Here is a 24,758-nt window from a genome sequence, read left to right on the forward strand (position 1 = left end):
CAGCGAACGGACGAACGCCGACTCACACGCCCAGGTAGCGCGTCCACAGCGACCGGTCGGCGTCGAGCGCAGCTGAGTCGCCCTGCCACACCACGCGCCCGCGTTCGAGGATCACGTGGCGGTCGGCCAGCGGCAGCAGGCGCTGCACGTACTTGTCGACCACCAGGATCGCCTCGCCTTCGGACTTCAGCGTGGCGATGCAGTGCCAGATCTCCTCGCGGATCACCGGCGCCAGGCCTTCGGTGGCTTCGTCCAGGATCAGCAGGCGCGGGTGCGTCGACAGCGCGCGGGCAATGGCCAGCATCTGCTGCTCGCCGCCCGAGAGCTGGTTGCCCGCGTTGGCCTTGCGCTCCGACAGGCGCGGAAAGAGCTTGTACAGCGCCTCCACGGTCCAGCGCGGCGCGCTGCCGGGCCGGGGCCGTGCGAAGGCGCGCAGGTGCTCGTCCACGCTGAGGTTGGGGAACACATGGCGCCCCTCGGGCACGATGGCCATGCCGCGCCGCGCGATGGCGTCGGGCCGGTGGCCGCCGATGGCCGCGCCGCAGAACTGCACGCCGCCGCGCATCGGTGCGATGGTGCCGGTCAGCACCTTCAGCAGCGTGCTCTTGCCCATGCCGTTGCGGCCCAGCAGCGCCATCACTTCGCCCGCACCGACGCGCACGTCGATGCCGAACAGCACCTGGCTGGCGCCGTAGCCGGCTTCGATGGCGGTGGCCTCGAGCAGGGTGGATGTCGTGGTCGTCGTGCTCATGCGTGTCCTTCCGCTTCGGTGCCGAGGTACACGGCTTGCACATCGGGGTGGCCCCGCACTTCGTCGGCCGTGCCGCTCATCAGCACCTTGCCCTGCACCAGCACCGTGAGCCGGTTGGCAAGACGGAACACGGCGTCCATGTCGTGCTCGATGAGCAGGATGGCCATCGATTCGCGCAGCGATTCGATCAGATCGACCATGCGCGCCGACTCGTAGGGGCCCATGCCGGCCATCGGCTCGTCGAGCAGCAGCAGCTTGGGTTCGGCGGCCAATGCCAAGGCCACGTCGAGCGCGCGCTGCGCGCCGTGCGGCAGCGTGCCCGCGATGCGGTGGCGCTCGCTGCCCAGGCCCACGCGGTCGGCCAGCGCGTGGGCGCGGTCGACGAGGTCGCGTTCGTTCGCACGCGGTGCCAGGAAGCGCAGGCTGCTCCCTGCATGGGCCTGCGCCGCGAGCATCAGGTTGTCGTGCACTGTTTCTTTCGCGAACACGCGCGTCACCTGGAAGCAGCGCGACATGCCGGCGGCCACGCGCTGGTGGTCCTTGTAGGCCGTGATGTCCTGCCCGTCGAGCATCAGCCGGCCCGCGTCGGCCTCCAGCAGGCCGGTGATGAGGTTCACCAGCGTGGTCTTGCCCGCGCCGTTGGGACCGATCAGCGCATGCACTTCGCCGCGCTCCACCGTGAGGCTCACATGGTCGGTCGCCAGCAGGCCGCCGAAGCGCTTGACCAACCCTTCGATTCTGAACAGGCTCATGGCTTGGCGCTCCCTGCGGCAGTTGCAGCGGAAGCCGCTGCTGCTGCGACCGTGCGGCGTTTCGTCGACAGTGCGGCGAGGCCGCGCGGGGCCCAGAGGGCGACGGCGATCAGCAGCAGGCCCAGCGGCATGTGCCAGTGCTCGGTGTGCTGCTTGAGCGCTTCCTCGAGCACCAGCCAGACCACGGCGCCCACCGGCCCGCCCCAGCTGCGGCCCAGGCCGCCGATGACGACCATCACCACCAGCGTGGCCGACTGCGTCCAGTGCATGGTCGCGGGGCTCACGAAGCCGTTGCCGCCGGCCAGCAGCGCGCCGGCCAGCCCGGCGATCGCGCCCGCGATGGCGAAGGCCACGAGCTGCAGCCGGAACACCGGGTAGCCCAGCGCGCGCATGCGCGTCTCGTTGTCGCGGATGCCCATCAGCGCATGGCCGAAGCGCGCCTGCGTGGCGCGGTGCAGCCACCACAGCGCAAGCGCCACCACCACGAGCACCACCCAGTAGAAGGTCGATTCGTTGCCCAGGTCCAGGCCCGGCAGCAGCGTGGGGCGCGACATGAGCGTGTAGCCGTCGTCGCCGCCGTACTTGCGCAGCGACACGACGACGAAGTACAGCATCTGCGCGAAGGCCAGCGTGGTCATGATGAAGTACACGCCGCGCGTGCGCAGTGCCACCGTGCCGATCAGCGCGGCGACGAGGCCGGCCACCAGCGCAGCCATGGGCCACAGGATCCAGGCCGACATCACGCCGGCGTCGCTGAGCGCCACCACCGTGTAGGCGCCCATGCCGATGAAGCCCGCATGCCCGAGCGCCACCATGCCGCCGAAGCCGAGGATGAAGTTCAGGCTCGCGGCGGCCAGCGCGACGACGAGCACGCGCCGCACGAAGCCGATGTAGAAGTCGAGCCCGAACAGCGGCGCGACCAGCGGAAAGGCCGCGAGCGCCACGAGGAGCAGCCCGAGGCCGAAGGTGCGTGACGAGGGTTTCATGCGCGGGCCGAGAAAAGGCCGGAAGGCCGGAAGATCAATACGACGACCATGAGCGCGTACATCGCCACCTCGGCGAACAGCGGCCCCAGGTCGGCCGCCGTGGCGGGCGGCAGCGTGGCGCGCAGCAGCATCGGCACGAAGGCGCGGCCGATGGTGTCGACCACGCCGACCAGCAGCGCGGCCACGAAGGCACCGCGCACCGAGCCGATGCCGCCGATCACCAGCACCACCAGCGCCGGGATCAGGATGGCTTCGCCCATGCCCACCTGCACCGCGACGATCGGGCCCATGAGCGCGCCGGCCAGCGCGGCCAGCGCCGCGCCGAGCAGGAACACGCCGTTGAAGATGCGGCCCACGCGCACGCCCATCAGCTCGGCCATCGGCCGGTCGGACGCGCCTGCGCGCACCCGCATGCCGATGCGCGTGTGGTTCACGAGCACGTACAGCGCCAGCGCCATCAGCAGGCCGCCCGCGAGCACCACGAGGCGGTACGAGGGGTAGGGCAGGCCGTCCATCAGCTCGACCGGGCCCGAGAGCGCGGCCGGCGTGGGTGCCATCACGGGCGAGGGGCCCCAGATCATCTTGACGATGTCGTCGGCCACCAGGATCACGCCGAAGGTGGCGAGCACCTGCGCCAGGTGGTCGCGCTTGTAGAGGCGGCGCATCAGCAGCACCTCGATCAGCAGCGCCACCACCACGGTGACGAGCACCGCCACCACGATGGCGGCGGCGAACGAGCCGGTGCGCGTGTGCGCCTCGGCCGCCACGTAGGCGCCGGCCATGAACAGCGAGCCGTGCGCCAGGTTCAGCACGTCCATGATGCCGAACACCAGCGTGAGGCCCGCCGCCAGAAGAAAGAGCATCAGGCCGTAGCCGATGCCGTTGAGCAATTGCTCGAGGACGAGGATGCCGCTCATGAAAAGACGAGCCGCATCACTTCATGTTGCACTTGGCGGCGTAGCTGTCTCCGTAGTTCGTGAGAACCGTGTTGATCAGCTTGTTCGTCACCTTGCCTTGCGCGTCCTTGCCGATCACGCGCAGGTAGAAGTTCTCGATGGGGAAGTGGTTGTTGGCGTACTTGAAGGTGCCGCGCGTCGAGGCGTAGCTGGCCTTCTTCAGGGCGGCCACCACGGCCTCGCGGTTCTGCGCGTTGCCGCCGGCCTGCTTCACGGCGGCGTCCATCGCGAGGATCGCGTCATAGGCCTGCGCGGCGTACACCGACGGGTAGCGGCCGTTGTATTCCTTGCGGAAGGCGGCCACGAAGGCCTTGTTGGCGGCGTTGTCCAGGTCGTGCGCCCAGTGCGAGGTGTTGAACAGGCCGAGCATGGGCTCGCCCACGGCGCCGATCACGTCTTCGTCGGCCGAGAAGCCGCTGGTGACGAGCGTGATGTCCTTGGACAGGCCCGCGCCCACGAACTGCTTGATGAAGTTGATACCCATCGCGCCGGGCAGGAAGAAGTAGATCGAGTCGGGCTTGGCCGCGCGCAGCTGCGCGAGCTCGGCGGCGTAGTCGATCTGGCCCAGCTTGGTGTACAGCTCGTCGGCCACCTGGCCCTTGAACTGGCGCTTGAAGCCGCCCAGGGCATCCTTGCCGGCCGGGTAGTTGGGGGCGATGAGCACGATCTTCTTGAAGGCGCGGTCCTGCGCGAACTTGCCGGCGGCCTCGTGGAACTGGTCGTTCTGGTAGGCGGTGCCGAAGAAGTAGGGGCTGCACTGGGCACCGGCGAACTGGCTCGGGCCGGCGTTGGCCGACAGGTACGGCACCTTGGCGTTGAACAGCGTCGGGCCCACGGCCAGCGCCACGTTGGAGCCGATGGGGCCGCTGAAGATGTCGATCTTGTCGCGCTGGATCATGCGGTCGACCAGCTGCTTGGCCTGGTCGGGGCTGCCGGCCATGTCGGCCTGCACGAACTCCACGTCCTGCCCGCCGAGCTTGCCGTTCAGCTGCTTGATGCCGAGCGCGAAGCCGTCACGCGCCTCGGCGCCCAGGGCCGCGAAAGGCCCCGAGATGTCAAGGGCCAAACCCACCTTGACCGGCGCGGCCACGGCCGACACCGAGGCCCCGAGGGCGGCGCCGCACAGCAGCAGCGAGATCAGGGTGCGCGGCAGCGCGGGCGATTTCAGGAACGTGGGGCGCATCGGGTTCTCCGGCTAGGGAAGGGTTGAGACAACTGAACTGTTGATAGTTAAATACTTTAGCCGTAAACAATTCGGTGTCAACGGTACTAGCACGAATGGTGCCAGTGAACCGTGTCGCCTTCGCCGCGCCGGACCCTCGCGAAAGGTTACGAAAACGTCAACCGAACGGACTTGCGGTGGCGAACCAGAGGCCGATGCCGGTCGCGATGATGAAGGCGCCGTCGGTCACGCCGGCGACCAGGAAGAACTTGGTCTGCAGCGTGTCGACCAGCTCGGGCTGGCGCGTCGTCCCTTCGAGAAACTTCTGGCCCACCAGCGCGATGCCGATGCACGAACCCAGTGCGGCAATGCCGATCAGCAGGGCGACGGCGAGCGGAAGGATGTTGAAGCCGGTCATGGTTTTTTCTCCTGGTTGATGAATCGATGGACCCACTGTTCCAGAACGGGTGCATCGAATCCATGACGCGGGAGGTCATGCGCCAGACGAAAAAAAGGCCGGCCGTCGAAACGGCCGGCCTGGGCTCAGGCGCGAAGCGAAGGGCTTACGGCAGCTGAGTCCAGTTCTGGTTGTTGCCGCCGTTGCAGGTCCAGGTGATCAGCGCCGTGTCCTGCGTGGTCGAGCCGTTCGGCACGTCCAGGCACGAGCCCGAGGCGCGGTTGCGCACCGTGCCGCCCACCAGGCTCCACTGCGCCGTGTTGCCCGACGAGCAGGCCACCTGCACCACGGCCGCGTTTGTGGTCGCCGTGCCGTTCTGTGCCAGGCACAGGCCGCTGTGCTCGGCGATGAACTGCACGTAGCCGCCGGTGACGGGCGTCATCGTGAACTTCTCGTTGCCCGCGTTGCCGCACGGCCATTGCACCGCTGTCGCGCCGCTGGTGGTCGAGGCGCCCTTGATGTTCACGCACATCGTCGGGTTGAGGTCGGAGCGCAGCCGCGTGACCACCGCCGGGGCGGTGTCCTGCGAGCGCACGTACTCGCGCAGCGCCACCACGTCGTTCGCCGGCAGGCTGGAGGCGTTGCCGTGGCCGCCCGCGAGCAGGTCCTGCAGCGTGGCCGCCTGGCCGTTGTGGAAGAACGCGGTGGTGTTCCAGGTGCCCGACAGGGTCGGCGTGTCGAAGCCCACGCCCGCCAGCGGCTGGTTGCTGCCCTTGCCCGACGAGGCCTGGATGGTGCCCACGTCGTGCCGCAGGCCGTCGCGGAAGGTGGCGCCCGTGTGGCAGGTGGCGCACTGGGCCGTGTTGAACACGGTCTGTCCGCGCACCGCGTCCACGCTCAGGCTGCCGTCCGCGGCGCGTGCCGGGCTGCGCATGTACTTGTTGAGCGAGCCCAGGTACACGGCCAGGTCGTCCAGCTGCGCGCTCTTGCCGGCCTTCGGGGCGCCCAGCGGGGCTTGCGTGGCGGCCCAGTCGGCATTGCTCAGGAAGCCGGTGCCGCCGAACTCGTTGCGGATGTCGTTCTCGAAGTCCTGCACCTCGTCGAAGTTGGCCGTCCAGTGCAGCTTGCCGTGGCTGGTGCCGCGCCGCCCTTGCAGGCTGATGGTGCGGCGCAGGCCTTCGCCGCGCTGGGTGAAGTCCCACACCATGCCGTCATCGCCGCCGTCCGCGTGGCAGCTGGCGCAGGAGATGTAGTTGTCCTTGCTCATGCGCCGGTCGGCCGCGTTGTAGAACACCTGCTTGCCGCGCAGCGCCGCGGCCGCCATCGGCTCCTGCGCCACGGTGGCCACGTTCTGCAGGAAGATCGCCGCGTTGGTCTCGGCCGACAGCACCTTCGCCACGTCGTGCACCGACACCGAGCGCGCCAGGAAGTTGTTCACGAACAACCGCTTGCGCGCCGCGTCCAGGTACAGGCCGTGCGGGGCGCTGCTGGCGTTGATCTCGCCGCGCACCGCGCGGGTGTAGCTGTCGACGATGGCGACGCGGTTGCCTTCCATCTGCGCCACGAACAGGTAGTCGCCGGCGGGCGAATACAGCGCGGCGCGCGCGGGGGCGCGGTCGTCGAAGTCGATCTGTTCGGAGAACACCTCGGCGGCGTTTTGCAGGTTCACCTGCGACAGGATGGAACGCACCGTCTGGTCGTGCGGCAGGTCCTTGCCGTCGCGGAAGCGGCCGCGCACGATGTTGTCCTTCTTCGAAGGCAGCACGGCGCGCGAACCGTCGGGCGAGATCACCACCTGGCTCAGGTAGTTGGCCACGCCGCGCGCACGGCTCTCGGTGTCGACGGTCGTGGTGTCCACCGGCAGCGGGATGGTCTGCAGCGCGGTCAGCGACTGCAGGTTCACCTTGTGCAACTGGCCGCCCGTCATCTTCGACTTGAAGCGCGTGACGTAGGCCACCTGCGAGTCGGCGCTCACGGCGATGCCGCGCACGCCGCCCTCGAGCGCCAGCGCACCGGTGGTGGCGCCGTTGCTGGGGTCGAAGCTCATGAGCACCGACTTGCTTTCCAGCGTGAGCAGGCCCTTGGCGCCGTTGGGCGTGAAGGCCACGCCGTACGGGCCGCTGCCGTAGGCCAGCGGGATCGACACCGACTGCGAGCCGTCGGCGGCGTTGAGCGCCACCAGCTTGTCCTCGCCCTGCACCGCGACCCAGATGCGGCCGTCGGGGCCGACGGCCAGCGTCTTGGCCTCGTCGCCGACGCGCACTTCCCACAGCTTGGCGAGGGTCTGCGCGTCGATGGCGGCCACCGTGCCGCTGTCGGGGTTCACCGAGTACACCCGGCTCGCATCGCCCGCGATGTTGGTCGTGTGCGTGGGCGCGGTCGCGGTGACCGGCGCGATGACGGTCACGTTGTAGGTGTAGTAGGTCTCGCGGCCGCTGCTGTCCTTCACCGTCAGGGTCACCGTGTAGTGGCCGGGGGTGGTGTAGGTGTAGCTCGTGTTCGGCTGGTTCGAGAACGCCGTCTGCGTGCCGTTGCCGAAGTTCCAGCGGAACTGCACGCCGCTGGCGCCGAGCGTCGCGGGGTTGAAGCTCAGCTGGCCGTTGACCAGCTTGGGCCCGCCGCCCAGGCCCGGGTCGCCGATGATGGCCTGGCCGCGCAGCGTGTCCACCTCGGCCTGGCCGAGCACGCGGCCGTACACGCGCACCTCGGCCAGCGTGCCCTTGAAGAGCGCGGTGTTGCCCTGGATCTGGCCCATGACCTGGAACTTGGTCGACAGGCCCTTGGTGCCGGTCGGGCCGGTCGAGGTGGTCTTCACGCCGTCCACGTACACCGCCTGCGCGCCCGAGGCCGCGTCGCGCGTGAGCACGACGTGGTGCCAGTTGCCGTCGTTCACGGCCGCAGTGGAGGTGGTGCCGCCGTCGTTGCCCACCGAGAGCTTGATGCGACCGCCGGTGTCCAGCCAGCCCCAGAACACGTCGTCGGTGCCGCCCGACTGGTCGCGACCGAAGATGCCGGGCGCGGTCCACGAGTTGGCGGCGCCGGCCTGCGTGGTCTTCATGTAGAAGCTCAGCGAGGCCGTGCCGCCCAGTGCGCTGGCCACGGTGTCGTTCTTCAGCGGCACGCCCGCGGTGCGGTTCGCGAAGTTCAGGCCGATGCTCTCGAACGCATCGCCGGTGGCGGGCGTGCCGTTGTTGGCGCCGATCTGGTCGCCCAGGTTGCCCGTCAGCGGCCAGTGGTGCATCAGGTTGATGTCGCTGGCGTTGCCGGTGTTGAAGGTGGAGCGGTAGTCGGCGCCGATGGCGTTGCCCGCATAGTCCTTCACGCCGTTGGCCGGCAGGAACACCTCATAGCTGGTGCCCGGCAGCAGCGGCTGCGCGGGATGGAAGTTGACGATGCCCAGCTGCACGCTGTAGGTGCCCGCCAGCGTGTTGCCGCCCACCGGACGCACGATGAAGGTGTTGCTGTTCACGCTCTCCGGCAGGATGTTGTCGGTCATGCCCAGGCCGATGCGCGAGCTGAGGGCCTGCTGCTTCGCACCGTTGGCGGGCGAGACCTGCTTCACTTCGGGCTTGGTGGTGTCGGGGTCCACCGCGTGCACGACGAAGCCGCTGCCCGAGCCGTGGTCGTTGCCCACGAAGACGAGGTTGCCGAACATCGCGACCTGGCCGTTGTCCGAATGCGAGAAGTTCGGGTCGTCCTCGCGCAGGATGCTGCCGCGGCCCACCTCCACGTGGTTGAGCGGGTTGCTCACGTCGACCTTGTGGATGCGGGTCTGCGCGCCCTGGATGACGTAGTTGTCCTGCGTGGCGCAGTAGAGCTGCTCGTCGATGACGAGCCGGTTGTCCTCGGCCACGAAGCGCGAGCGGTCGCTCAGGTCGTAGCTGTACATCTTGGCGCCGCTGCCGCGCGCGGAGGCGTGCACGCTCTTGCCGTCGAAGCAGGTCGCGTAATAGAACGGCGTGGCGCCGGCGATGGAATCGAGCACCTTGGGGTTGAGCGGGTCGGAGATGTCCAGGCTCGCGAAACCGCCGTTGCTTTCCATCGCGGTCAGCACCATGTGGTTGCCCATCGTGAAGATCGGGCCGAGCCGGAAGCCGCCGAGTTCACCGGTGGGCACCGGGTTGGGCTTGCCGGCGCCGCGGTTGGCGACCACCGCGTTCGCGGGGTCCGTCGCGTCGACGATGAACATGCCCCGGCCGGCCGAGGCCACGTACAGGTAGGGCGCCTGCCACCACAGCTGCCAGGACACGTTCTCGTAGTCGCCCGAGTTGACGCCGGGCAGCACCAGCTTCTTCACCTGCTTGATGTCGTTGATGTCGGTGAAGTCCCAGAACTCGACGCCGTTGATGCTGGGCAGCACGACGTAGGTCTTGCCGCCGATCTTCGCGGTGCCGAAGGAATGGGTCTCGCGGAATTCCTTGGTGCGGCCGCCTGTCGCGTCATCGGGCTCGTAGATCTTCTTGACGAGCCTGATCTGGCGCGGGTTCGACACGTCGTACAGCAGGAAGCCGCCGGGGCCGAGGCCGCTGTCCGGCGCGAAGGAGGTGAGGAAGTAGCCGTTGACCATGATGCCGGCGTTCATGCCGTAGTCCTTGCGGCCCGGGTACGTGGCGGGCACGTCGCGCGCCTCGTAGGCGTCGCTGTGCGCCGGGTCGAGCGGGTGCGCGGCGCTGGTGATCATCGACACCGGCTTGAACAGTTCCGCCGAGGTGTAGGTGAGGTTGCCCAGGCCCGGCCCCTGCAGCGGGAGCGGGTCGGCCACGACGGCGGCAGCCGCCGTGGCCATCTTGTTGAGGGTCGTCATCGGACTGACCCCGGTGATTGCCGCATGCGTCAGCAATGTGACGCACGGCACCAGGAACGCCATCAGGAAATACCGGATCTTCATCGTCGCCTCCAGGTTGTTTGAAGTTCGCAGGGAACCCTCTTGTCCTTGGTTCTCTCGAGTCACTCGGTCGCTTGCAGGGAAAGCGCACGCGCAGGCGCGCCCCCGGCGGGCAACGCATGCGTTGTCCGCCGTCCACTTCTTCTTCTGTCTTGCTCTCCCGCTGGTTGGCGCTGGCGCCTTCCGCGTGGAAGGCACCAGCGCCTGGGCGCTCTTACTTCACGCCGCCCGATTCGTAGATAGCCCAGGCCGCTTCGGCGCTGGCACCGTCGTGGATCATGGCCATCAGTGCGCTCACCACCGCCGAGGGGTTGGCGTGCTGGTAGACGTTGCGGCCGTACACCATGCCGACGGCGCCCTGGTCCAGGAGCACGCGCGAACGCGCGAACACCTGCTGCAGGTCTTCGCGTCCGCCGCCGCGCACGAGCACGGGGCAGCGCGCGGCCTGCACCACGCGGTGGAAGTCGGTGGCGTCGGTGGTCGGGTCGGCCTTGACGATGTCGGCGCCCATCTCGCGCGCCAGGCGCGTGAGCGTGACGATCTTCTCGGCGTCGCCGTCCACCATGTAGCGGCTGGTGGCCGTGGGCGCCTGCATCACGAGCGGCTCGATCATGAGCGGCATGCCGTAGCGGTCGCAGTCGGCGCGCACGCGGGCGATGTTCTGCACGCACTGGCGGAACAGGTCGGGCTCGTCGGGCAGCATGAACAGGTTGACGACCACGCAGGCCGCGTCCCGCTGCACGGCGGGCAGCACGGGGTCGTCCTGGTTCTGCAGCACGGCCCACATCACGCGGTGGTGCACGGCGTTGTAGGGGTTGCCCATGTCCAGGCGCATCACCAGCGCAGGGCGATCGCGCCCGGGCCGGTCCTGCAGCAGGTCGGACTGCCCGTAGTTGAGCTGGATCGCATCGGGCTTCGCAGCCACGAGCTTGTCGATCACGCCGGGCATGTCCTCCAGGCCGTCCAGGAAGGTGGGTTCGTTGCACACGCCGTGGTCCAGGGCGATGTCCAGGCAGCGGCCGTTGTGCAGCAGGCGGTTGAGCCGCGCGGTCTTGTCTTTCGACATGAAGGAAGAACTCCGTGTTGAGGAAAAAGGAAGGGAAGAAATGCGCGCGCTCAGGCGAGCGCGTCCAGGTGGCGCTTGGCCGCGGCGTCGATCAGCTGCAGGGCCTCGCTGTCGAGCACGACCGCACCGGCGCCGGCGTTTTCAATGGCCTGCTGGCGCACGCGCGCGCCGCACAGCGCCACCGAGACGGTGCCGCGGGCCACGGTCCAGGCGATCATCATCTGGCCGAAGGAGCAGCCCAGGTGCGTGCGCAGCGGCTCCAGCGTGTCGAAGAAGGCCTTGAGCTTCGCGCGGTTGGCTTCGCTGAAGCGCGGGTTGGTGGCGCGCTGGTCGTCGCCCTTGAACTCGCGCGCGGGGTCGATGGGCCCGGCCAGCAGGCCCAGCGCCAGCGACGAGTAGCCCAGCACCGCCACGTTGTGCTCGGCGCACAGCGGCGCGAGCGTGGTCTCGATGCCGCGGTCGATGAGGCTGTAGAGCTCCTGCGCTGCATCGACCGGGCCGTGCTTCAGGTACTCCGAAAGAATCTCGGGCGTCGCGTTGCTCACGCCGATGGCGCGGATCTTTCCCTGCTTCTTGAGGGCCAGCAGCGCGTCCATGGTCTCGGCCACGGGCGTCGTGTGGTCCTGCCAGTGCGTGATGTACAGGTCGATGTAGTCGGTCTGCAAACGCTTCAGGCTCTCTTCGCATTCATGAAAGATCGAGTCGCGCCCGAGGTAGCGGTACACCGGGTGGCCGTCTTCCTCGAAGAAGTGCGTGCCCTGCTGCGTGTGCCACACCAGGCCGCACTTGGTGGCGATCACGGCCTCGTGGCGGCGGCCCTTGAGCGCGGTGCCGACGATGCTCTCGGAGCGGCCCAGGCCGTAGGCCGGTGCGGTGTCGATCAGGTTCACGCCCGCATCGAGCGAGGCCTGGATGGCGATCACGGCAGCGGCGTTGTCGCCGCCGCCCCACATCCATCCGCCCATGGCCCAGGTGCCCAGGCCGATGGCCGAGCTTTCGATGCCCGAGGGGCCCAGGGTCGTCTTCTTCATCTGTGTTGCGCTGCTCATCGCTTGGTCTTTCGGGTGTTCAGGATGTGGTCGATGGTCACGGCCGCGAGCAGGATCAGGCCCTTGATCACGTCCTGCCAGTAAGGCGACACGTCGAGCAGGATCAGCGAGCTGGTCACCACCGACAGCAGGGCCAGGCCGAGCACGGCGCCGAGCACGGTGCCCGAGCCGCCCTTGAGGCTGGCGCCGCCGATCACGGCCGCGGCAATCACGTTGAGTTCCATGCCCATGCCGAAGGTCGGCGTGGCGGCGCCGAAGCGCGCCGTGTAGATCACGCCGGCCAGGCCCGCCGAGGCGGAGCACAGCACCGTGACCCAGAACTTCACGCGGCCCACGCGGATGCCGGCGTACAGCGCGGCCTTCTCGTTGCTGCCGGTGTAGAACACGCGGCGCAGCAGGGTGGAGCGGCGCAGCACGAAGTCGCTCACGATCACGATCGCCAGGAAGATCAGGATCACGGCCGGCACGCCGAACAGCGTGCCCTGGCCGATGAACTTGAACTCGGCCGGCAGCGAGAACAGCGACTGCGGCGTGCCCTGCGTGAGCGCCAGGCACAGCCCGCGCACGATCACCATGAAGGCCAGCGAGGCGATGAAGTGGTTCAGCCCGATGCGCGTGACGCAGCCGCCGATCATGGCGCCGATGAGGCCGCTCGCGCCAATGGCCACCAGGCTCGCAAGCCACGGGTCCATGCCCATGAGAAAGAGCTTGCCGGTCACCACCATCGCGAAGCACACCACCGAGCCCACCGACAGGTCGATGCCGCCGACGATGAGAAGGATGGTCATGCCCACCACCACGATGCCTTCGATGGAGAAGGACAGCAGCATCGCGCGCACGTTGTCCCAGGTGAGGAAGTAGGGCGATGCGAAGCTCATCGCGACGCACAGCGCCACGATGATCAGCACCAGCCCGGCCTCGCGCATGCTCGTGAGCTTGTTGGCCTGCTTCACGGGGTCTCCTGTTCGGCGGGGTTGCAGGGAGCCGGCCGTGGCCGTGGCCGCGGCGCCTGCGTCGATTCTGGTCGGAAAGTTCATGCCATTGCCTCTTCGGGTTCGCAAAGTCCGGAGGCCAGCCGCAGCAGGGCTTCCTCCGTCATCTCGTCATGGGCCAGTTCGCCCGCCAATCGCCCTTCGCGGATCACCAGTGCGCGGTCGCACAGGCCGATGATCTCGGGCAGTTCGGAAGAGATCACCACCACGCCCACGCCCTGGTCGGCCAGGTCGCGCAGGATGTGGTGGATCTCGGATTTCGCGCCCACGTCGACGCCGCGCGTGGGCTCGTCCATCAGCAGCACTGCCGGTTGCGTGGCCAGCAGCTTGGCGATCGCCACCTTCTGCTGGTTGCCGCCCGACAGGCTCGACACCTCGATCGCCACGCCGTCCGACTTCAGGTTGAGCTTGGCGCCCAGCTGCACCGCGAGCCGGTGCTCGGTGGCGCGCTGCAGCAGGCCCAGGGCCGAGCTCACGCGGCGCAGCGCCATCGACGAGATGTTCTGCGCGATCGGCAGATCGAGGAACACGCCGGCCGCCTTGCGGTCTTCGCTGAGGTAGGCGATGCCTTCGCGCAGCGCGTCGCTGTACTTGCGGATGGCCAGCGTCTTGCCGTTCAGGCGCACGGCGCCGCGCCGCGCGGGGCGCAGGCCGCACACGGTCTCGGCGAGCTCGCTGCGCCCGGCGCCCATGAGCCCGGCGATGCCGAGGATCTCGCCGCGCTGCAGCGTGAAGGAGATGCCGTGCACGCGCTCGTCGTCGGCAATGCCGTCGACTTCGAGCACGGGGCCGGCATTCGCGTCGGCAGCGGCGGATTGCTTGGGCGGGTAGTAGTTGCCCAGATCGCGCCCGACCATGCGGCGCACCAGCTCGTCGGGCGTCATGCCTTCGAGCGGGCCGCTGTGCACGTTGCGCCCGTCGCGCAGCACGGTGGCGCGGTCGCAGTGCGTGAAAATCTCGGCCATGCGATGGCTGATGTAGATGATGCCGATGCCCTGCGCCTTGAGGTCGTGCAGCACCCGGAAGAGCGCGGCCGATTCGTTGTCGGTGAGGGCGGCGGTGGGCTCGTCGAGGATGAGCACCTTGCAATCGAGCGTGAGCGCCTTGGCGATCTCCACCAGCTGCTGGCTCGAAATGCTCAGGTCGCGCACCAGCGCGGCCGGGTCGATGTCCTGGCCCAGGCGCGCCAGCACTGTCGCGGCGCGCGTGTTCAGCGCGGAGAAGTTCATCCACGCCTGCTTGCCGGCGTTGATTTCCGGCATGAAGATGTTCTCGGCCACGGTGGCGTCGGCGCACAGGGCGATTTCCTGGTGCACCAGGCCGATGCCCAGGCGCATGGCGTGGGCGGGGCCGTCGATGACGACCTTCTGGCCGCACAGCACGATCTCGCCTTCGTCGGGCTGGTGGATGCCGTCGATGATGTTCATCAGCGTCGACTTCCCCGCGCCGTTCTCGCCGCACAGGGCGTGGATCTCGCCGGCCTGCAGCGAGAAGTCCACGCCCGAGAGGGCGCGCGAAGCGCCGAAGCGCTTCGCGATGCCGCGCAGTTCAAGCAATGCGGCAGGGGTGCTCACTCGCCGATTCCCTTGGTGCCACGGCGGGCGAGGTACTTGTCCCAGTAGAAGTCGTCGGCGTTGGCCTTGCTGACCACGGCCAGGCCGTTGTCCAGGAAGGGCACCGACATCGGGTTGGTGCCGTTGCGCTTGGCGTCGTTCATCGGGTCGATGAGGCCCGGGTTCTTGGCCAGGAACAGCATCATCATGCCCATGTAGCCCTGCATGCCCTGGTTCGGGTTGATGGCGCCGAACACGTCGCCCGACTTGATCATGTCCAGGATCTTGGCGTTGACGTCGCAGCACATCACCTTGATGTTCTTCTTGGTCTCGACCTTGGCCTGCGCCGCGCCGAGCGCCGAGTTGGCCTCGGGCATGAACAGCGCGCCCAGGTTCGGGTTGGCCTGCGCCAGGCTCAGCACGGCCTGGTAGGCCTTGTTCGGGTCCTGGTTGCTGGCGGCACGGCCGACCAGCTTCATGCCCGGGTGCTTGGCCTTCATGCGGTTCACGAAGGCGGCGATGCGGCGGTCGTGGTTGTCCTGGCCCGGGTTCTCCAGCACGGCGTACTCGCCCTTGCCGTTCAGCGATGCGGCGATGGCGTCGGCCGCCTGGTTGCCTTCGCGGTCGTTGTCGGAGGTGATGAACGAGGTGCGCTTGGAGTTGGGCGAGTCGGCCGCGAAGGTCACGACCGGGATGCCCATCGCGGCGGCGCGGTTGATGGGTTCGATGAACGGGTCGGGGTTCATCGGGTGCAGCAGGATGCCGGCGGGCTTGCGCGCCAGTTCCTGCTCGAACGATGCGAGCTGCTTGTTCACGTCGTACTCCGGCGTGCCGGTGTAGCGGGTGCGAACGCCCAGCGTGCGGCCGAGCTGCTTCATCATTTCGTAGACCGGGAACCAGTACTCGACGCCCGAGACCATCACGTTCATCACGTAGACGTCGCTGGCATTGCCGCGCAGGCCGGCACCTGCCGCGGGGGCTGCGGCTTGCTGTTGCGCGAACGCGCTCGCACCGGCCAGGCCGATACCGGCGGCGGCTGCGGACTTCAGGAAATTACGCCTCATTCTTTGTCTCCTCACGTTGACTGGCAGAGCTTTCGGCCCGCCGTTGGGTGGCGGACCTGTGGACCGTGGTGTCACGACAGTTGTTATGACAGGCTAGAATGTAATGGCGGGCCGTTTCTCCCGATAACTAGGGGAAACGCTACTGGTGACAGCCTTTTTTTCCGCCGAAGCTGTTATGACATGAAGACCAAAATACTGATCGGCATCGACATGGGCTCGAGCAGCCTGAAGGCGCTGGCCCTGGACGCGGGGAGCGGGCGCAGCCTGGCCGTGTCGCGCCTGCCCCTGCGGCATGCGCGGCTGCCCGGCGGCGGGTGCGAGGTGGGCGCGGCGGCGATCCGCGCGGGGCTGACCCACGTGCTCGGCGACGTGGCGCGCCAGCTCGGCCCGCGCGCGGCGGACGTGTGCGCCATCGGCTGCACCGGCCACGGCGCGGGCCTGTACGCCCTCGATGCACAGCACGAACTCGTCGGCGGCCGCGCCGTCGCCTCCACCGACCAGCGCGCCGATGCGCGCGCACTCGCCCTCTCGGCACGCCACGGCGACCGGCTGTTCGCGGACGTGGGCTGCCGCCCCTGGCCCGGCCAGCCCACGGTGATCGCGGCCGAGCTGCTGGGCGCCGACGCCGTGCAGCGCGGCGAGCTGCACCGCCTGCTGTTCGCCAAGGACTACCTCGGCTTCCTGCTGACCGGCGAGATCGCCACCGACGCGAGCGACGCCAGCACCGCCGGCCTGCTCTCGCTGGCCACCGGCGACTGGTCGCCCCTGGCCTTCGAGGTCGCGGGCATCGACGGTCTCGGGCCGCGCGCCTTCGGTCCGCTGGTGCCCAGCGGCCAGACGATGGGCCGGCTGCGCGCCGCCGAGGCGGCGCCGTGCGGCCTGCCCGCCGGCATTCCGGTGGCGATGGGCGCCATCGACCTGCTCGCCTCGATGACCGCCATCGGCGCCGAAGACCGCGGCCGCGCCGTGTCGGTGCTGGGCACGTGGTGCGTCAATGCGGTCATCGGACCGGTGATCGAGCCGCAGCCCCAGGTCGCCGCGCTCGTCAACTTCGGCCGCACGCGTGAGCGCCTGTACATGGAGAACAGCCCCTCGTCGATGGCCAACATCGCGTGGCTGGCCGGCGCGCTCGGGCTGCCCGATGCGCGCGCCGTGGTCGACCTGGCCATGGGCGTGCCGCTGGGCGCGAACGGGCTGCGCTTCCTGCCCTTCATCAACGGCGGGGGCGGCATCACGGCCGGCTTCGTCGGGCTCAAAAGCCACCACACGCCGGCCGACATGGCACGCGCCGTGGTCGATGCCGTGGCCGCGCTGCATGCGCGCCACACCGCGCGCCTGGCGTCGCAGGGCCTGCCGGTGTCGGCCTCCAGCGTGCTGGGCGGCGGTGCCAGCGATGCGCGCCTGGTGCGCCTGCTCGCGGCGCTGCTGGGCCACCCGGTCGAGCGCTGCGCCGACGACGAAACCGGCGCGCGCGGCGCCGCCCTCTATGCCGCGATGTCGCAGGACCTCGACGACGCGGGGCCTGCCAGCCCGCTGCGCGCGCCCTGCGAACTCATCGAACCCGACGCGCGCGACGCGCGGGCCCATGCCGATTTCAACGCCGAATTCAACGAACTGATCGATCGCATGTCTCCTGTCTTCAACCATCTTTCGGGCGGTGCGTCATGAGCGCCTGGCAACTGCCTTTCGTCCGTCCGGCTTCGCTGGAGGGCCGCCACTTTTCGACGGTGATCGTCGGCGCCGGCATCAACGGCGTGGGCGTGTTCCGCGACCTGTCGCTGCAGCGCGTCGACTGCCTCATCGTCGACAAGGGCGACTTCGGCGCCGGCGCCAGCAGCGCGCCCTCGCGCATGATCCACGGCGGCCTGCGCTACCTGGAAAACGGCAGTTTCTCGCTGGTGGCCGAGGCCACGCGCGAGCGCAACCTGCTGCTGCGCAACGCGCCGCACCTGGTGCAGCCGCTGAAGACCGTGGTGCCGCTGTCGAGCTTCTTCGGCGGGCTGCTGAGCAGCGCGCTCAAGTTCTTCGGACGCACGCCGCCGCAGCGCACGCGCGGCCTGCTGGCCGTGGCCGCGGGCCTGCGCCTGTACGACCTGCTGGGCCGCCGCCAGCGCGTGATGCCGGGCCACCGCATCAGCCGCGTGCCCACCAACGACCGCCGCCTGTTCCGCGCCGCCATCCGCTGGACCGCCACCTTCTTCGACGCCTGGATCAGCCATCCCGAGTGGCTGATCCTCGAGCTCATCGGCGACGCCTGCCGCGACCAGCCGCGCTCGGCCGCCGCCAACTACTGCCGCGTGACGGGCTGCGCGGGCAACATCCTCACGCTGCGCGACGAGATCACCGGCGCGCTGGTGCGCGTCACGGCCGACACCGTGGTGAACGCCACCGGCGCCTGGCTCGACCGCAGCGCGGCCGTTCTCGGCGGCGCCGGCCCGCGCGTGATGGGCACCAAGGGCTCGCACCTCGTGCTCGACCACCCGGCGCTGCGCGACGCGCTCGAAGGACGCATGGCCTACTTCGAGGCGGTGGACGGGCGCGTGTGCATCGTCTATCCGTTCCTCGATCGCGTGCTGGTGGGCTCCACCGACATCCCGGTGGAAGACCCCGACCAGATCGTCACCGAGCCGGCCGAGATCGACTACCTGATCGACGTGCTGCGCGAGGTGTTCCCCAACATGGCCTTCGACCGCAACCACGTGATCTACACCTACGTCGGCGTGCGCCCGCTGGCGCGCTCCGACGCCGACAAGCCGGGCCAGATCTCGCGCGACCACTCGGTGGTGGTCGACCCGCCGAGCGCCACGCGCGACGTGCCCATCGTCGGCCTCGTGGGCGGCAAGTGGACCACCTTCCGCGCCCTGGCCGAAGAAGCCACCGACCACGTGCTGCGCCACCTGGGCCGTTCGCGCACCGCCTCGACCGAATCGCTGCCCATCGGCGGCGGCGCCGAGCTGCCGGCCGACGCGGCCGCCACCGAGCGCTTCATCGACAAGATGACGGCGGGCTCGGGCCTGGGCCGCGCGCGCGCGCTGGGCCTGCTGCGCCGCTACGGCTCGAAGGCGCTGCCGCTGGCGCAGCGCCTCGCGGCCTCGGGCGACACGCCGCTGCGCCATGCGCCCGAGTACTCGGCGGCCGAACTCTCGTACCTGTGCATGGAGACCGGCGTCGTGCACCTGGACGACCTTGTGATCCGCCGCACGCTGCTGGCGATCCGCGGGCTGGTCACCGACGACGCGCTCGCCGAGATCGCCGCCGTGGCCGCCGAAGCCCTCGGCTGGGATGCGACCCGCGCCCACCAGGAACTCAGCGCCTGCGCCGCCGCCCTGCGCGAGCGGCATGGCGTGCGCCTGCAGCCGGTGGCGGCCAATGAGCCGGCGCCTTCCGCTTTCGATGCATCATTGATGGCCAGCCCCGTCCTCGGCCCGACCTAACGTGACCCTTTCCACCGCCCCCGACACCGTGTCGACGACCTCGCTCGACCGCAACTCCGAATCGCCGCTGTGGGCGCAGTTCCGCGACGCCATCCGGCTGCAGATCCTGCAGGGCGTGCTGCCCATCGGCGCCAAGCTGCCGTCCGAAGCCGAGCTGGGCGAGCAGTTCGGCATCTCGCGCATCGTGGTGCGCGAGGCGCTGGCCGACCTGGTGCGCAACAACCTCATCTACAAGATCAAGGGCCGCGGTGCCTTCGTGTCGGCGCGCGAGCGCGACGAAGACTTCGTGTCCACCGTGCTGGGCTTTTCCGACGAGATGGAACGCAAGGGCCGCTCGGTGCGCACGCAGATCCTCGTGCAGGAGTTGCGCGCCGCCACCGCGCAGGAAGCCGCCGCGCTGGGCCTCACCGAAGACGCGCAGGTGGTCGGCCTCAAGCGCCTGCGCAGCGTCGACGGCGAACTGCGCCTCCTGGTCGAGACGGCGGTGCCGGCCGACCTCGCGCCGGGCCTGCACCGCACGCGGCTGGACGACCGCTCGCTGTACGACGTGCTGCGCCGCCAGTACGGCGTGCGGCTGGTGCGCGCCGAGCGCTGGATCGACGCCGTGCTGCCCGATGCGGAAACCTGCCGCCTGCTCGACCTGCCGCAGCCCGAGCCGCTGCTGCGCATCGAATCGATCGCCTACGGTGCCAACGGCCGGCCACTGGAACACTACCGCGCGCTGCACCGCTGCAAGACCAGCCGCCTGCACGTGCAGACGACGACCTGAGTTCAGGCCTTCGCGCTGCTGCTGCTGCGTGAAGGCAAGAGCACCGAGGCGATGGCGACCATCATCAGCGCCACCGCCACCCAGTCCTGCCAGTGCACGACCTCGCCGAGCCACACGGCGCCGCTGAACACGCCGAGCACGGGAATGAACATCACGCTCAAGGTCGAGGCCACCGGCGGCAGGCCGCGCGCCAGGTAGAACCAGGCCGCGTGCGCGAAGCCGAAGATCAGCACCGCGTTGTAGGCGATCGATCCCCAGGTCACGGCGCCCGGCGAACGCCACTGGTCGCGCTCGAACAGCAGCGACAGCACCGTCATCACCACGGCCGTCATGGCCGTCATCCAGAACGAGAGCGTGAGCGTGGGCAGGCCGATGCGCGTGTGGCGCAGCAGCTGCGTGCCCAGCGCCCAGGTGGCGGCGGCCACCAGCGCCAGCGCCACGTAGCCGGGGCGGCCCGCGAAGTCGGTGAGCTCGTGCCACAGCAGCAGCCCGACGCCGATGGCGCAGGCGCCCACGCCGGTCCATGCGCGGCGCGTGAGCACGGCCGAGAACAGCAGCGCGCCGATGACCGCGGAGAACACCGGCATCGTGTAGCCCAGGATCGCGGCGCGCCCGCCCGAGAGTGCCTTCACCGCGAGGATGATGCAGGCGTGCCAGACGAACATGTTGGTCGCGCCCAGCCACACCAGCTCGGGCCACGCGCTGCGCGGCACGCGGAACGGCACCTTCATCACCACCAGCGCGATCGCCAGCACGGGCACGCCCAGCCAGATCGAGATCGCGCGGAAGGCCAGCGGCGGGTAGTCGGCCACGCCGAGCTTCATCACCGGCCAGTTGAAGCCCCACGCGAGGGTGAGGAGGACGAGAAGAACGAACTGGCGCGGGGTGAAGGAAGGCATGGGCCGCGATTGTGGCGCGGCCCGCGCATTCGTGCTGGCGGCGCGGCTACAGCAGGCGCTTGAGGTAGCGCCCCGTGTGGCTCGCCTCGTTCGCCGCGATGTCTTCCGGCGTGCCTTCGCCCACCACCGTGCCGCCGCCGGCACCGCCCTCGGGGCCCATGTCGATGAGCCAATCCGCCGTCTTGATGACGTCCAGGTTGTGCTCGATGACGACGATGGTGTTGCCCGCGTCGCGCAGCTGGTGCAGCACCTTGAGCAGCAGTTCGATGTCCGCGAAGTGCAGGCCGGTGGTCGGTTCGTCGAGGATGTAGAGCGTGCGGCCCGTGTCGCGCTTGCTCAGTTCGAGCGCGAGCTTCACGCGCTGCGCCTCGCCGCCCGACAGCGTGGTGGCCGACTGGCCGAGCTTGATGTAGCTGAGGCCCACGTCCAGCAGCGTGCGCAGCTTGCGCTCGATGGTCGGCACGGCCTTGAGGAACTCGTGCGCGGTCTCGACCGTCATCTCGAGGATCTGGGCGATGTTCCTGCCCTTGTACAGGACCTCGAGCGTCTCGCGGTTGTAGCGCTGGCCGTGGCATACCTCGCAGGGCACGTACACGTCGGGCAAAAAGTGCATCTCGACCTTCACCACGCCGTCGCCCTGGCAGGCCTCGCAGCGCCCGCCCGCCACGTTGAAGCTGAAGCGGCCCGGGCCGTAGCCGCGCTCGCGCGCGGTGTTGGTCTCGGCCATCAGTTCGCGGATCGGCGTGAACAGGCCCGTGTAGGTGGCCGGGTTGCTGCGCGGCGTGCGGCCGATGGGCGACTGGTCGACGTTGATGACCTTGTCGAAGTACTCGATGCCTTCCACCGACTCGTGCGCGGCCGGCTCTTCGTGCGCGCGGTACAGCGTGCGCGCCACGGCGGTGTAGAGCGTGTCGTTCACCAGCGTCGACTTGCCCGAGCCCGACACGCCGGTCACGCAGGTCAAGAGGCCCACGGGGAAGGCCACGCTCACGTTCTTCAGGTTGTTGCCGGTGGCGCCGACGACGCGGATCTCCTGCAGGTCGGTCTGCGAGGCCAGGTGCGCGGCCTCGCGCGCCGCACGGCGTTCGGCCGCGGGGCTCTGCGGAAAGCGCGAGGGCTTCTTGCCTTCGTTGAAGGCCGGCTTCTTCACGGCCGGCAGCCACGCGGTGCGGTGCTTGGGCACCTCGATCTTCTTCACGCCCGAGAGGTACTGGCCGGTGAGCGATTCGGGGTTGGCCGACACCTGGGCGTACGTGCCCTGCGCCATCACGCGCCCGCCGTGCACGCCGGCGCCCGGGCCCATGTCGATCACGTGGTCGGCGGCGTGGATCATGTCCTCGTCGTGCTCGACCACGATCACGCTGTTGCCGATGTCACGCAGGTGTTTGAGCGTGCCGATGAGGCGGTCGTTGTCGCGCTGGTGCAGGCCGATGCTGGGCTCGTCGAGCACGTACATCACGCCCGTGAGGCCCGAGCCGATCTGCGACGCGAGGCGAATGCGCTGCGCCTCGCCGCCCGAGAGCGTTTCGGCGCTGCGGTCCAGGCTCAGGTAATTGAGGCCCACGTCGTTCAGGAATTTCAGGCGCAGGCCGATCTCGCGCACCACCTTGTCGGCGATGTCGGCCTTGGCGCCGCGCAGCTTGAGCGTGCTGAACCAGGCGTAGGCGTCGCGCAGCGTGAGGTGGCTCAGCTCGAAGATGGCCATGCGCGGCGGCTCGCCACCGTTCGCGCCCACGTGCCCGGCGTCGTCCACCAGGAACACGTTGCGCGCCTCGCGCCGCAGCCGCGAGCCGCCGCAGTCGGGGCAGGGCTGCTGGTTGCGAAAGCGCGCGAGGTCTTCGCGCACCATCACCGAATCGGTCTCGCGGTAGCGCCGCGTCATGTTCGGGATGATTCCCTCGAAGGGGTGCTTCTTCGTGAGCTTCTTGCCCGCGAAGTTGCCCGACTCCATGGTGTAGTTGAACTTGATCTCTTCACCGCCCGAGCCGTGCAGCAGCGTCTGCTGCACCGAGGCCGGCAGCGATTCGAAGGGGGCGTCGACGTCGAACTTGTAGTGCTTGGCCACGCTCTCGACCATGCTGAAGTAATAGCCGTTGCGGCGGTCCCAGCCCTTGATGGCGCCGCTGGCGATCGACAGCGACGGAAACGCCACCACGCGCACCGGGTCGAACACCTCGCGGTGGCCCAGGCCGTCGCAGCTGGGGCAGGCGCCCACGGGCGAATTGAACGAGAACAGGCGCGGTTCGAGCTCCGACAGCGAGTAGTGGCAGATCGGGCAGGCGAACTTGGCGTTGAACAGGTGCTCCTTGTCGGGCGCGCCCGCTGCGCCATCGGCGCTGCCTTCCGGCTTTGCGCCCAGCTCCAGCGCAATCGCGCGGCCCTCGGCCAGCCGCAGCGCGGCCTCGAAGCTCTCGGCCAGGCGCTGCTGCATGTCGGGGCGCGCGCGCAGGCGGTCGATGACCACGTCGATGTCGTGCTTCTCGGTCTTCTTGAGCTTGGGCAGGTCGTTGTATTCGTAGGTCTGCCCGTCGACGCGAAAGCGCACGTAGCCGGCGGCCTGCATCTCGGTGAAGAGCTCGAGGAACTCGCCTTTCTTCTCGCGCGCCACCGGTGCCAGGATCATCAGGCGCGGCTCGTCGGGCAGGGCCAGCACTGCGTCGACCATCTGCGACACCGTCTGCGCCTGCAGCGGCAGGTGGTGGTCGGGGCAGAAGGGCGTGCCGGCGCGGGCGTACAAGAGGCGCAGGTAGTCGTGGATCTCGGTCACCGTGCCCACGGTGGAGCGCGGGTTGTGGCTGGTGGCCTTCTGCTCGATGCTGATGGCGGGCGACAGGCCCTCGATCACGTCGACGTCGGGCTTGTCCATGAGCTGCAGGAACTGCCGCGCATAGGCCGAGAGGCTTTCCACGTAGCGCCGCTGCCCCTCGGCATACAGCGTGTCGAACGCCAGGCTCGACTTGCCCGAGCCCGACAGGCCGGTGATCACCACCAGCTTGTTGCGCGGGATGTCGAGATCGACGTTCTTCAGGTTGTGGGTGCGCGCGCCGCGGATGCTGATGCGCTGCTGGGCGAGCAGGGCGCCAAGGTAGGCGTCACGCTCCGGGGTGTCTTCAGTGGTGGGTGAATTCAAGGGGTGCGGTCGTCCGAGGGCAACCGGACATGATAGAGGCGCCGGCTCCGCCTGTCATGACCAGGGGATGGACGGCGGCGGACGCCCCCGCCCAGGCTGGCCGGTTGCGGCTCAGGCAGAATGGAGGGTTCCTCTCAACCTCCTCCTTCATCTACTTATCAGGGGCAGTGCATATGGCATCGGTCAATAAAGTCATCGTCGTCGGCAACCTGGGGCGCGACCCCGAAATGCGGACCTTCCCGAGTGGCGATCAGGTCGCAAACGTCACCGTGGCCACCACCGATCGCTGGAAAGACAAGCAAAGCGGTGAGATGCGCGAAGCCACCGAATGGCACCGCATCGTGTTCAACGGCCGCCTGGCCGAAATCGCCGGCCAGTACCTGCGCAAGGGCTCGCAGGTGTACGTCGAAGGCTCGCTGCGCACGCGCAAGTGGACCGACAAGGACGGCATCGAAAAGTACACCACCGAAATCCGCGCCGACCAGATGCAAATGCTGGGCAGCCGCCAGGGCCAGGGCGGCCCGTCGGGCGGTCCGGAAGACGACGGCGGCTACTCGCAAGGCGGGGGCGGCGGCGGTGGTTATTCGCAAGGTGGCGGTGGTGGCGGCGGTGGTGGTTACGCCCCGCGTGCGCCCGCAGCCGCACCGCGTGCCCCGGCACCGGCGCCGCGCCAGGCGCCGGCCAAGTCGTCGTCGGGCTTCGACGACATGGACGACGACATTCCGTTCTGAAACCGGCTCCTCGAGCTTTTCAATGAAGGCCTGCCTTTTCGAAGGCAGGCCTTTTTTTTGCCCTTTTTATTTCGAATTCTCTCCATGGGCGGTCGCGCCCGGGAAAGTGCTGTTTTGCCAAGGAAATGCAGCCTCCTTGCTCGTCTGGCCGTTGAGCGCAGGGGAAGCGTGTTACGTGGGCC

Annotated in this window: 18 protein-coding genes; 4 read left to right on the forward strand and 14 right to left on the reverse strand. The window is 68.9% G+C overall.

Annotated features, from left to right (window positions below; genetic code table 11):
- Positions 1 to 22 precede the first annotated feature (22 nt).
- The 12 genes from AC1RAD_RS01130 to AC1RAD_RS01185 all read right to left on the reverse strand — a co-directional run bounded on the left by AC1RAD_RS01130 (position 23) and on the right by AC1RAD_RS01185 (position 15,613).
- Complete coding sequence (locus tag AC1RAD_RS01130) at positions 23 to 751, reverse strand: ABC transporter ATP-binding protein (protein WP_062476058.1); 729 nt, start codon at positions 749 to 751, stop codon at positions 23 to 25.
- Positions 748 to 1,503 carry an ABC transporter ATP-binding protein gene (locus tag AC1RAD_RS01135; RefSeq protein WP_492733463.1) on the reverse strand — a complete coding sequence of 252 codons (756 nt, stop codon included), beginning with the start codon at positions 1,501 to 1,503 and terminating at the stop codon, positions 748 to 750. Before AC1RAD_RS01135 ends, AC1RAD_RS01130 begins: the two co-directional genes overlap by 4 nt.
- On the reverse strand, positions 1,500 to 2,489 hold the full coding sequence (locus AC1RAD_RS01140; RefSeq protein WP_492733465.1) for a branched-chain amino acid ABC transporter permease: 990 nt from the start codon (positions 2,487 to 2,489) through the stop codon (positions 1,500 to 1,502). Before AC1RAD_RS01140 ends, AC1RAD_RS01135 begins: the two co-directional genes overlap by 4 nt.
- Entirely contained in the window at positions 2,486 to 3,406 is a 921-nt protein-coding gene (locus tag AC1RAD_RS01145) for a branched-chain amino acid ABC transporter permease (RefSeq protein ID WP_062476050.1), read from the reverse strand. The genes AC1RAD_RS01140 and AC1RAD_RS01145 overlap by 4 nt, the downstream gene beginning before the upstream one ends.
- A gap of 16 nt (positions 3,407 to 3,422) precedes the next feature.
- The gene (locus AC1RAD_RS01150) at positions 3,423 to 4,628 is read right to left on the reverse strand and encodes an ABC transporter substrate-binding protein (protein ID WP_492733467.1); all 1,206 of its coding nucleotides are present in this window, start codon (positions 4,626 to 4,628) and stop codon (positions 3,423 to 3,425) included.
- A 157-nt stretch (positions 4,629 to 4,785) separates the two neighbouring features.
- The gene (gene atpE, locus AC1RAD_RS01155; protein ID WP_062476044.1) at positions 4,786 to 5,025 is read right to left on the reverse strand and encodes a F0F1 ATP synthase subunit C; all 240 of its coding nucleotides are present in this window, start codon (positions 5,023 to 5,025) and stop codon (positions 4,786 to 4,788) included.
- A 145-nt stretch (positions 5,026 to 5,170) separates the two neighbouring features.
- Positions 5,171 to 9,892: an Ig-like domain-containing protein gene (locus AC1RAD_RS01160; RefSeq protein WP_492733469.1), complete on the reverse strand. Its 4,722-nt coding sequence runs from the start codon at positions 9,890 to 9,892 to the stop codon at positions 5,171 to 5,173.
- Positions 9,893 to 10,103: 211 nt separating this feature from the next.
- Positions 10,104 to 10,955: a class I fructose-bisphosphate aldolase gene (locus tag AC1RAD_RS01165; protein WP_095950695.1), complete on the reverse strand. Its 852-nt coding sequence runs from the start codon at positions 10,953 to 10,955 to the stop codon at positions 10,104 to 10,106.
- Positions 10,956 to 11,005: 50 nt separating this feature from the next.
- Entirely contained in the window at positions 11,006 to 12,004 is a 999-nt protein-coding gene (locus AC1RAD_RS01170) for an aldo/keto reductase (protein ID WP_492686662.1), read from the reverse strand.
- Entirely contained in the window at positions 12,001 to 13,041 is a 1,041-nt protein-coding gene (locus AC1RAD_RS01175; RefSeq protein WP_070063424.1) for an ABC transporter permease, read from the reverse strand. The genes AC1RAD_RS01170 and AC1RAD_RS01175 overlap by 4 nt, the downstream gene beginning before the upstream one ends.
- The gene (locus AC1RAD_RS01180; protein WP_492733471.1) at positions 13,038 to 14,570 is read right to left on the reverse strand and encodes a sugar ABC transporter ATP-binding protein; all 1,533 of its coding nucleotides are present in this window, start codon (positions 14,568 to 14,570) and stop codon (positions 13,038 to 13,040) included. The genes AC1RAD_RS01175 and AC1RAD_RS01180 overlap by 4 nt, the downstream gene beginning before the upstream one ends.
- Positions 14,567 to 15,613, reverse strand: a complete 1,047-nt coding sequence (locus tag AC1RAD_RS01185; RefSeq protein ID WP_056584185.1) for a substrate-binding domain-containing protein — start codon at positions 15,611 to 15,613, stop codon at positions 14,567 to 14,569. The genes AC1RAD_RS01180 and AC1RAD_RS01185 overlap by 4 nt, the downstream gene beginning before the upstream one ends.
- Before the next feature lie 180 nt (positions 15,614 to 15,793).
- On the opposite strand from AC1RAD_RS01185, the gene AC1RAD_RS01190 reads away from it, so the two are divergent.
- Genes AC1RAD_RS01190 through AC1RAD_RS01200 form a run of 3 tightly spaced genes read left to right on the forward strand, consistent with a single transcriptional unit; the run spans position 15,794 to position 19,816 of the window.
- Positions 15,794 to 17,281, forward strand: coding sequence for an FGGY family carbohydrate kinase (locus tag AC1RAD_RS01190; protein ID WP_492733473.1), 1,488 nt, complete (start codon positions 15,794 to 15,796; stop codon positions 17,279 to 17,281).
- Positions 17,278 to 19,047 carry a glycerol-3-phosphate dehydrogenase/oxidase gene (locus AC1RAD_RS01195; protein ID WP_139704282.1) on the forward strand — a complete coding sequence of 590 codons (1,770 nt, stop codon included), beginning with the start codon at positions 17,278 to 17,280 and terminating at the stop codon, positions 19,045 to 19,047. The genes AC1RAD_RS01190 and AC1RAD_RS01195 overlap by 4 nt, the downstream gene beginning before the upstream one ends.
- A gap of 1 nt (position 19,048) precedes the next feature.
- Positions 19,049 to 19,816, forward strand: a complete 768-nt coding sequence (locus AC1RAD_RS01200; protein WP_172438465.1) for a GntR family transcriptional regulator — start codon at positions 19,049 to 19,051, stop codon at positions 19,814 to 19,816.
- 2 nt (positions 19,817 to 19,818) lie between these two features.
- Here the strand turns inward: AC1RAD_RS01200 and AC1RAD_RS01205 are convergent, their stop codons facing one another.
- Both AC1RAD_RS01205 and uvrA read right to left on the reverse strand, forming a co-directional pair.
- Positions 19,819 to 20,715, reverse strand: coding sequence for a DMT family transporter (locus AC1RAD_RS01205; protein WP_095743280.1), 897 nt, complete (start codon positions 20,713 to 20,715; stop codon positions 19,819 to 19,821).
- Between the two features lie 46 nt (positions 20,716 to 20,761).
- Entirely contained in the window at positions 20,762 to 23,845 is a 3,084-nt protein-coding gene (uvrA, locus tag AC1RAD_RS01210) for an excinuclease ABC subunit UvrA (protein WP_492733476.1), read from the reverse strand.
- Positions 23,846 to 24,018: 173 nt separating this feature from the next.
- Between uvrA and ssb the strand changes: the two genes are divergently transcribed.
- A complete protein-coding gene (gene ssb / locus AC1RAD_RS01215; protein WP_062480453.1) occupies positions 24,019 to 24,576 on the forward strand; it encodes a single-stranded DNA-binding protein in 558 nt (185 codons plus the stop codon).
- Positions 24,577 to 24,758: the final 182 nt, after the last annotated feature.

The sequence above is a fragment of the Variovorax sp. GW823-FHT04B03 genome, from assembly GCF_058796495.1.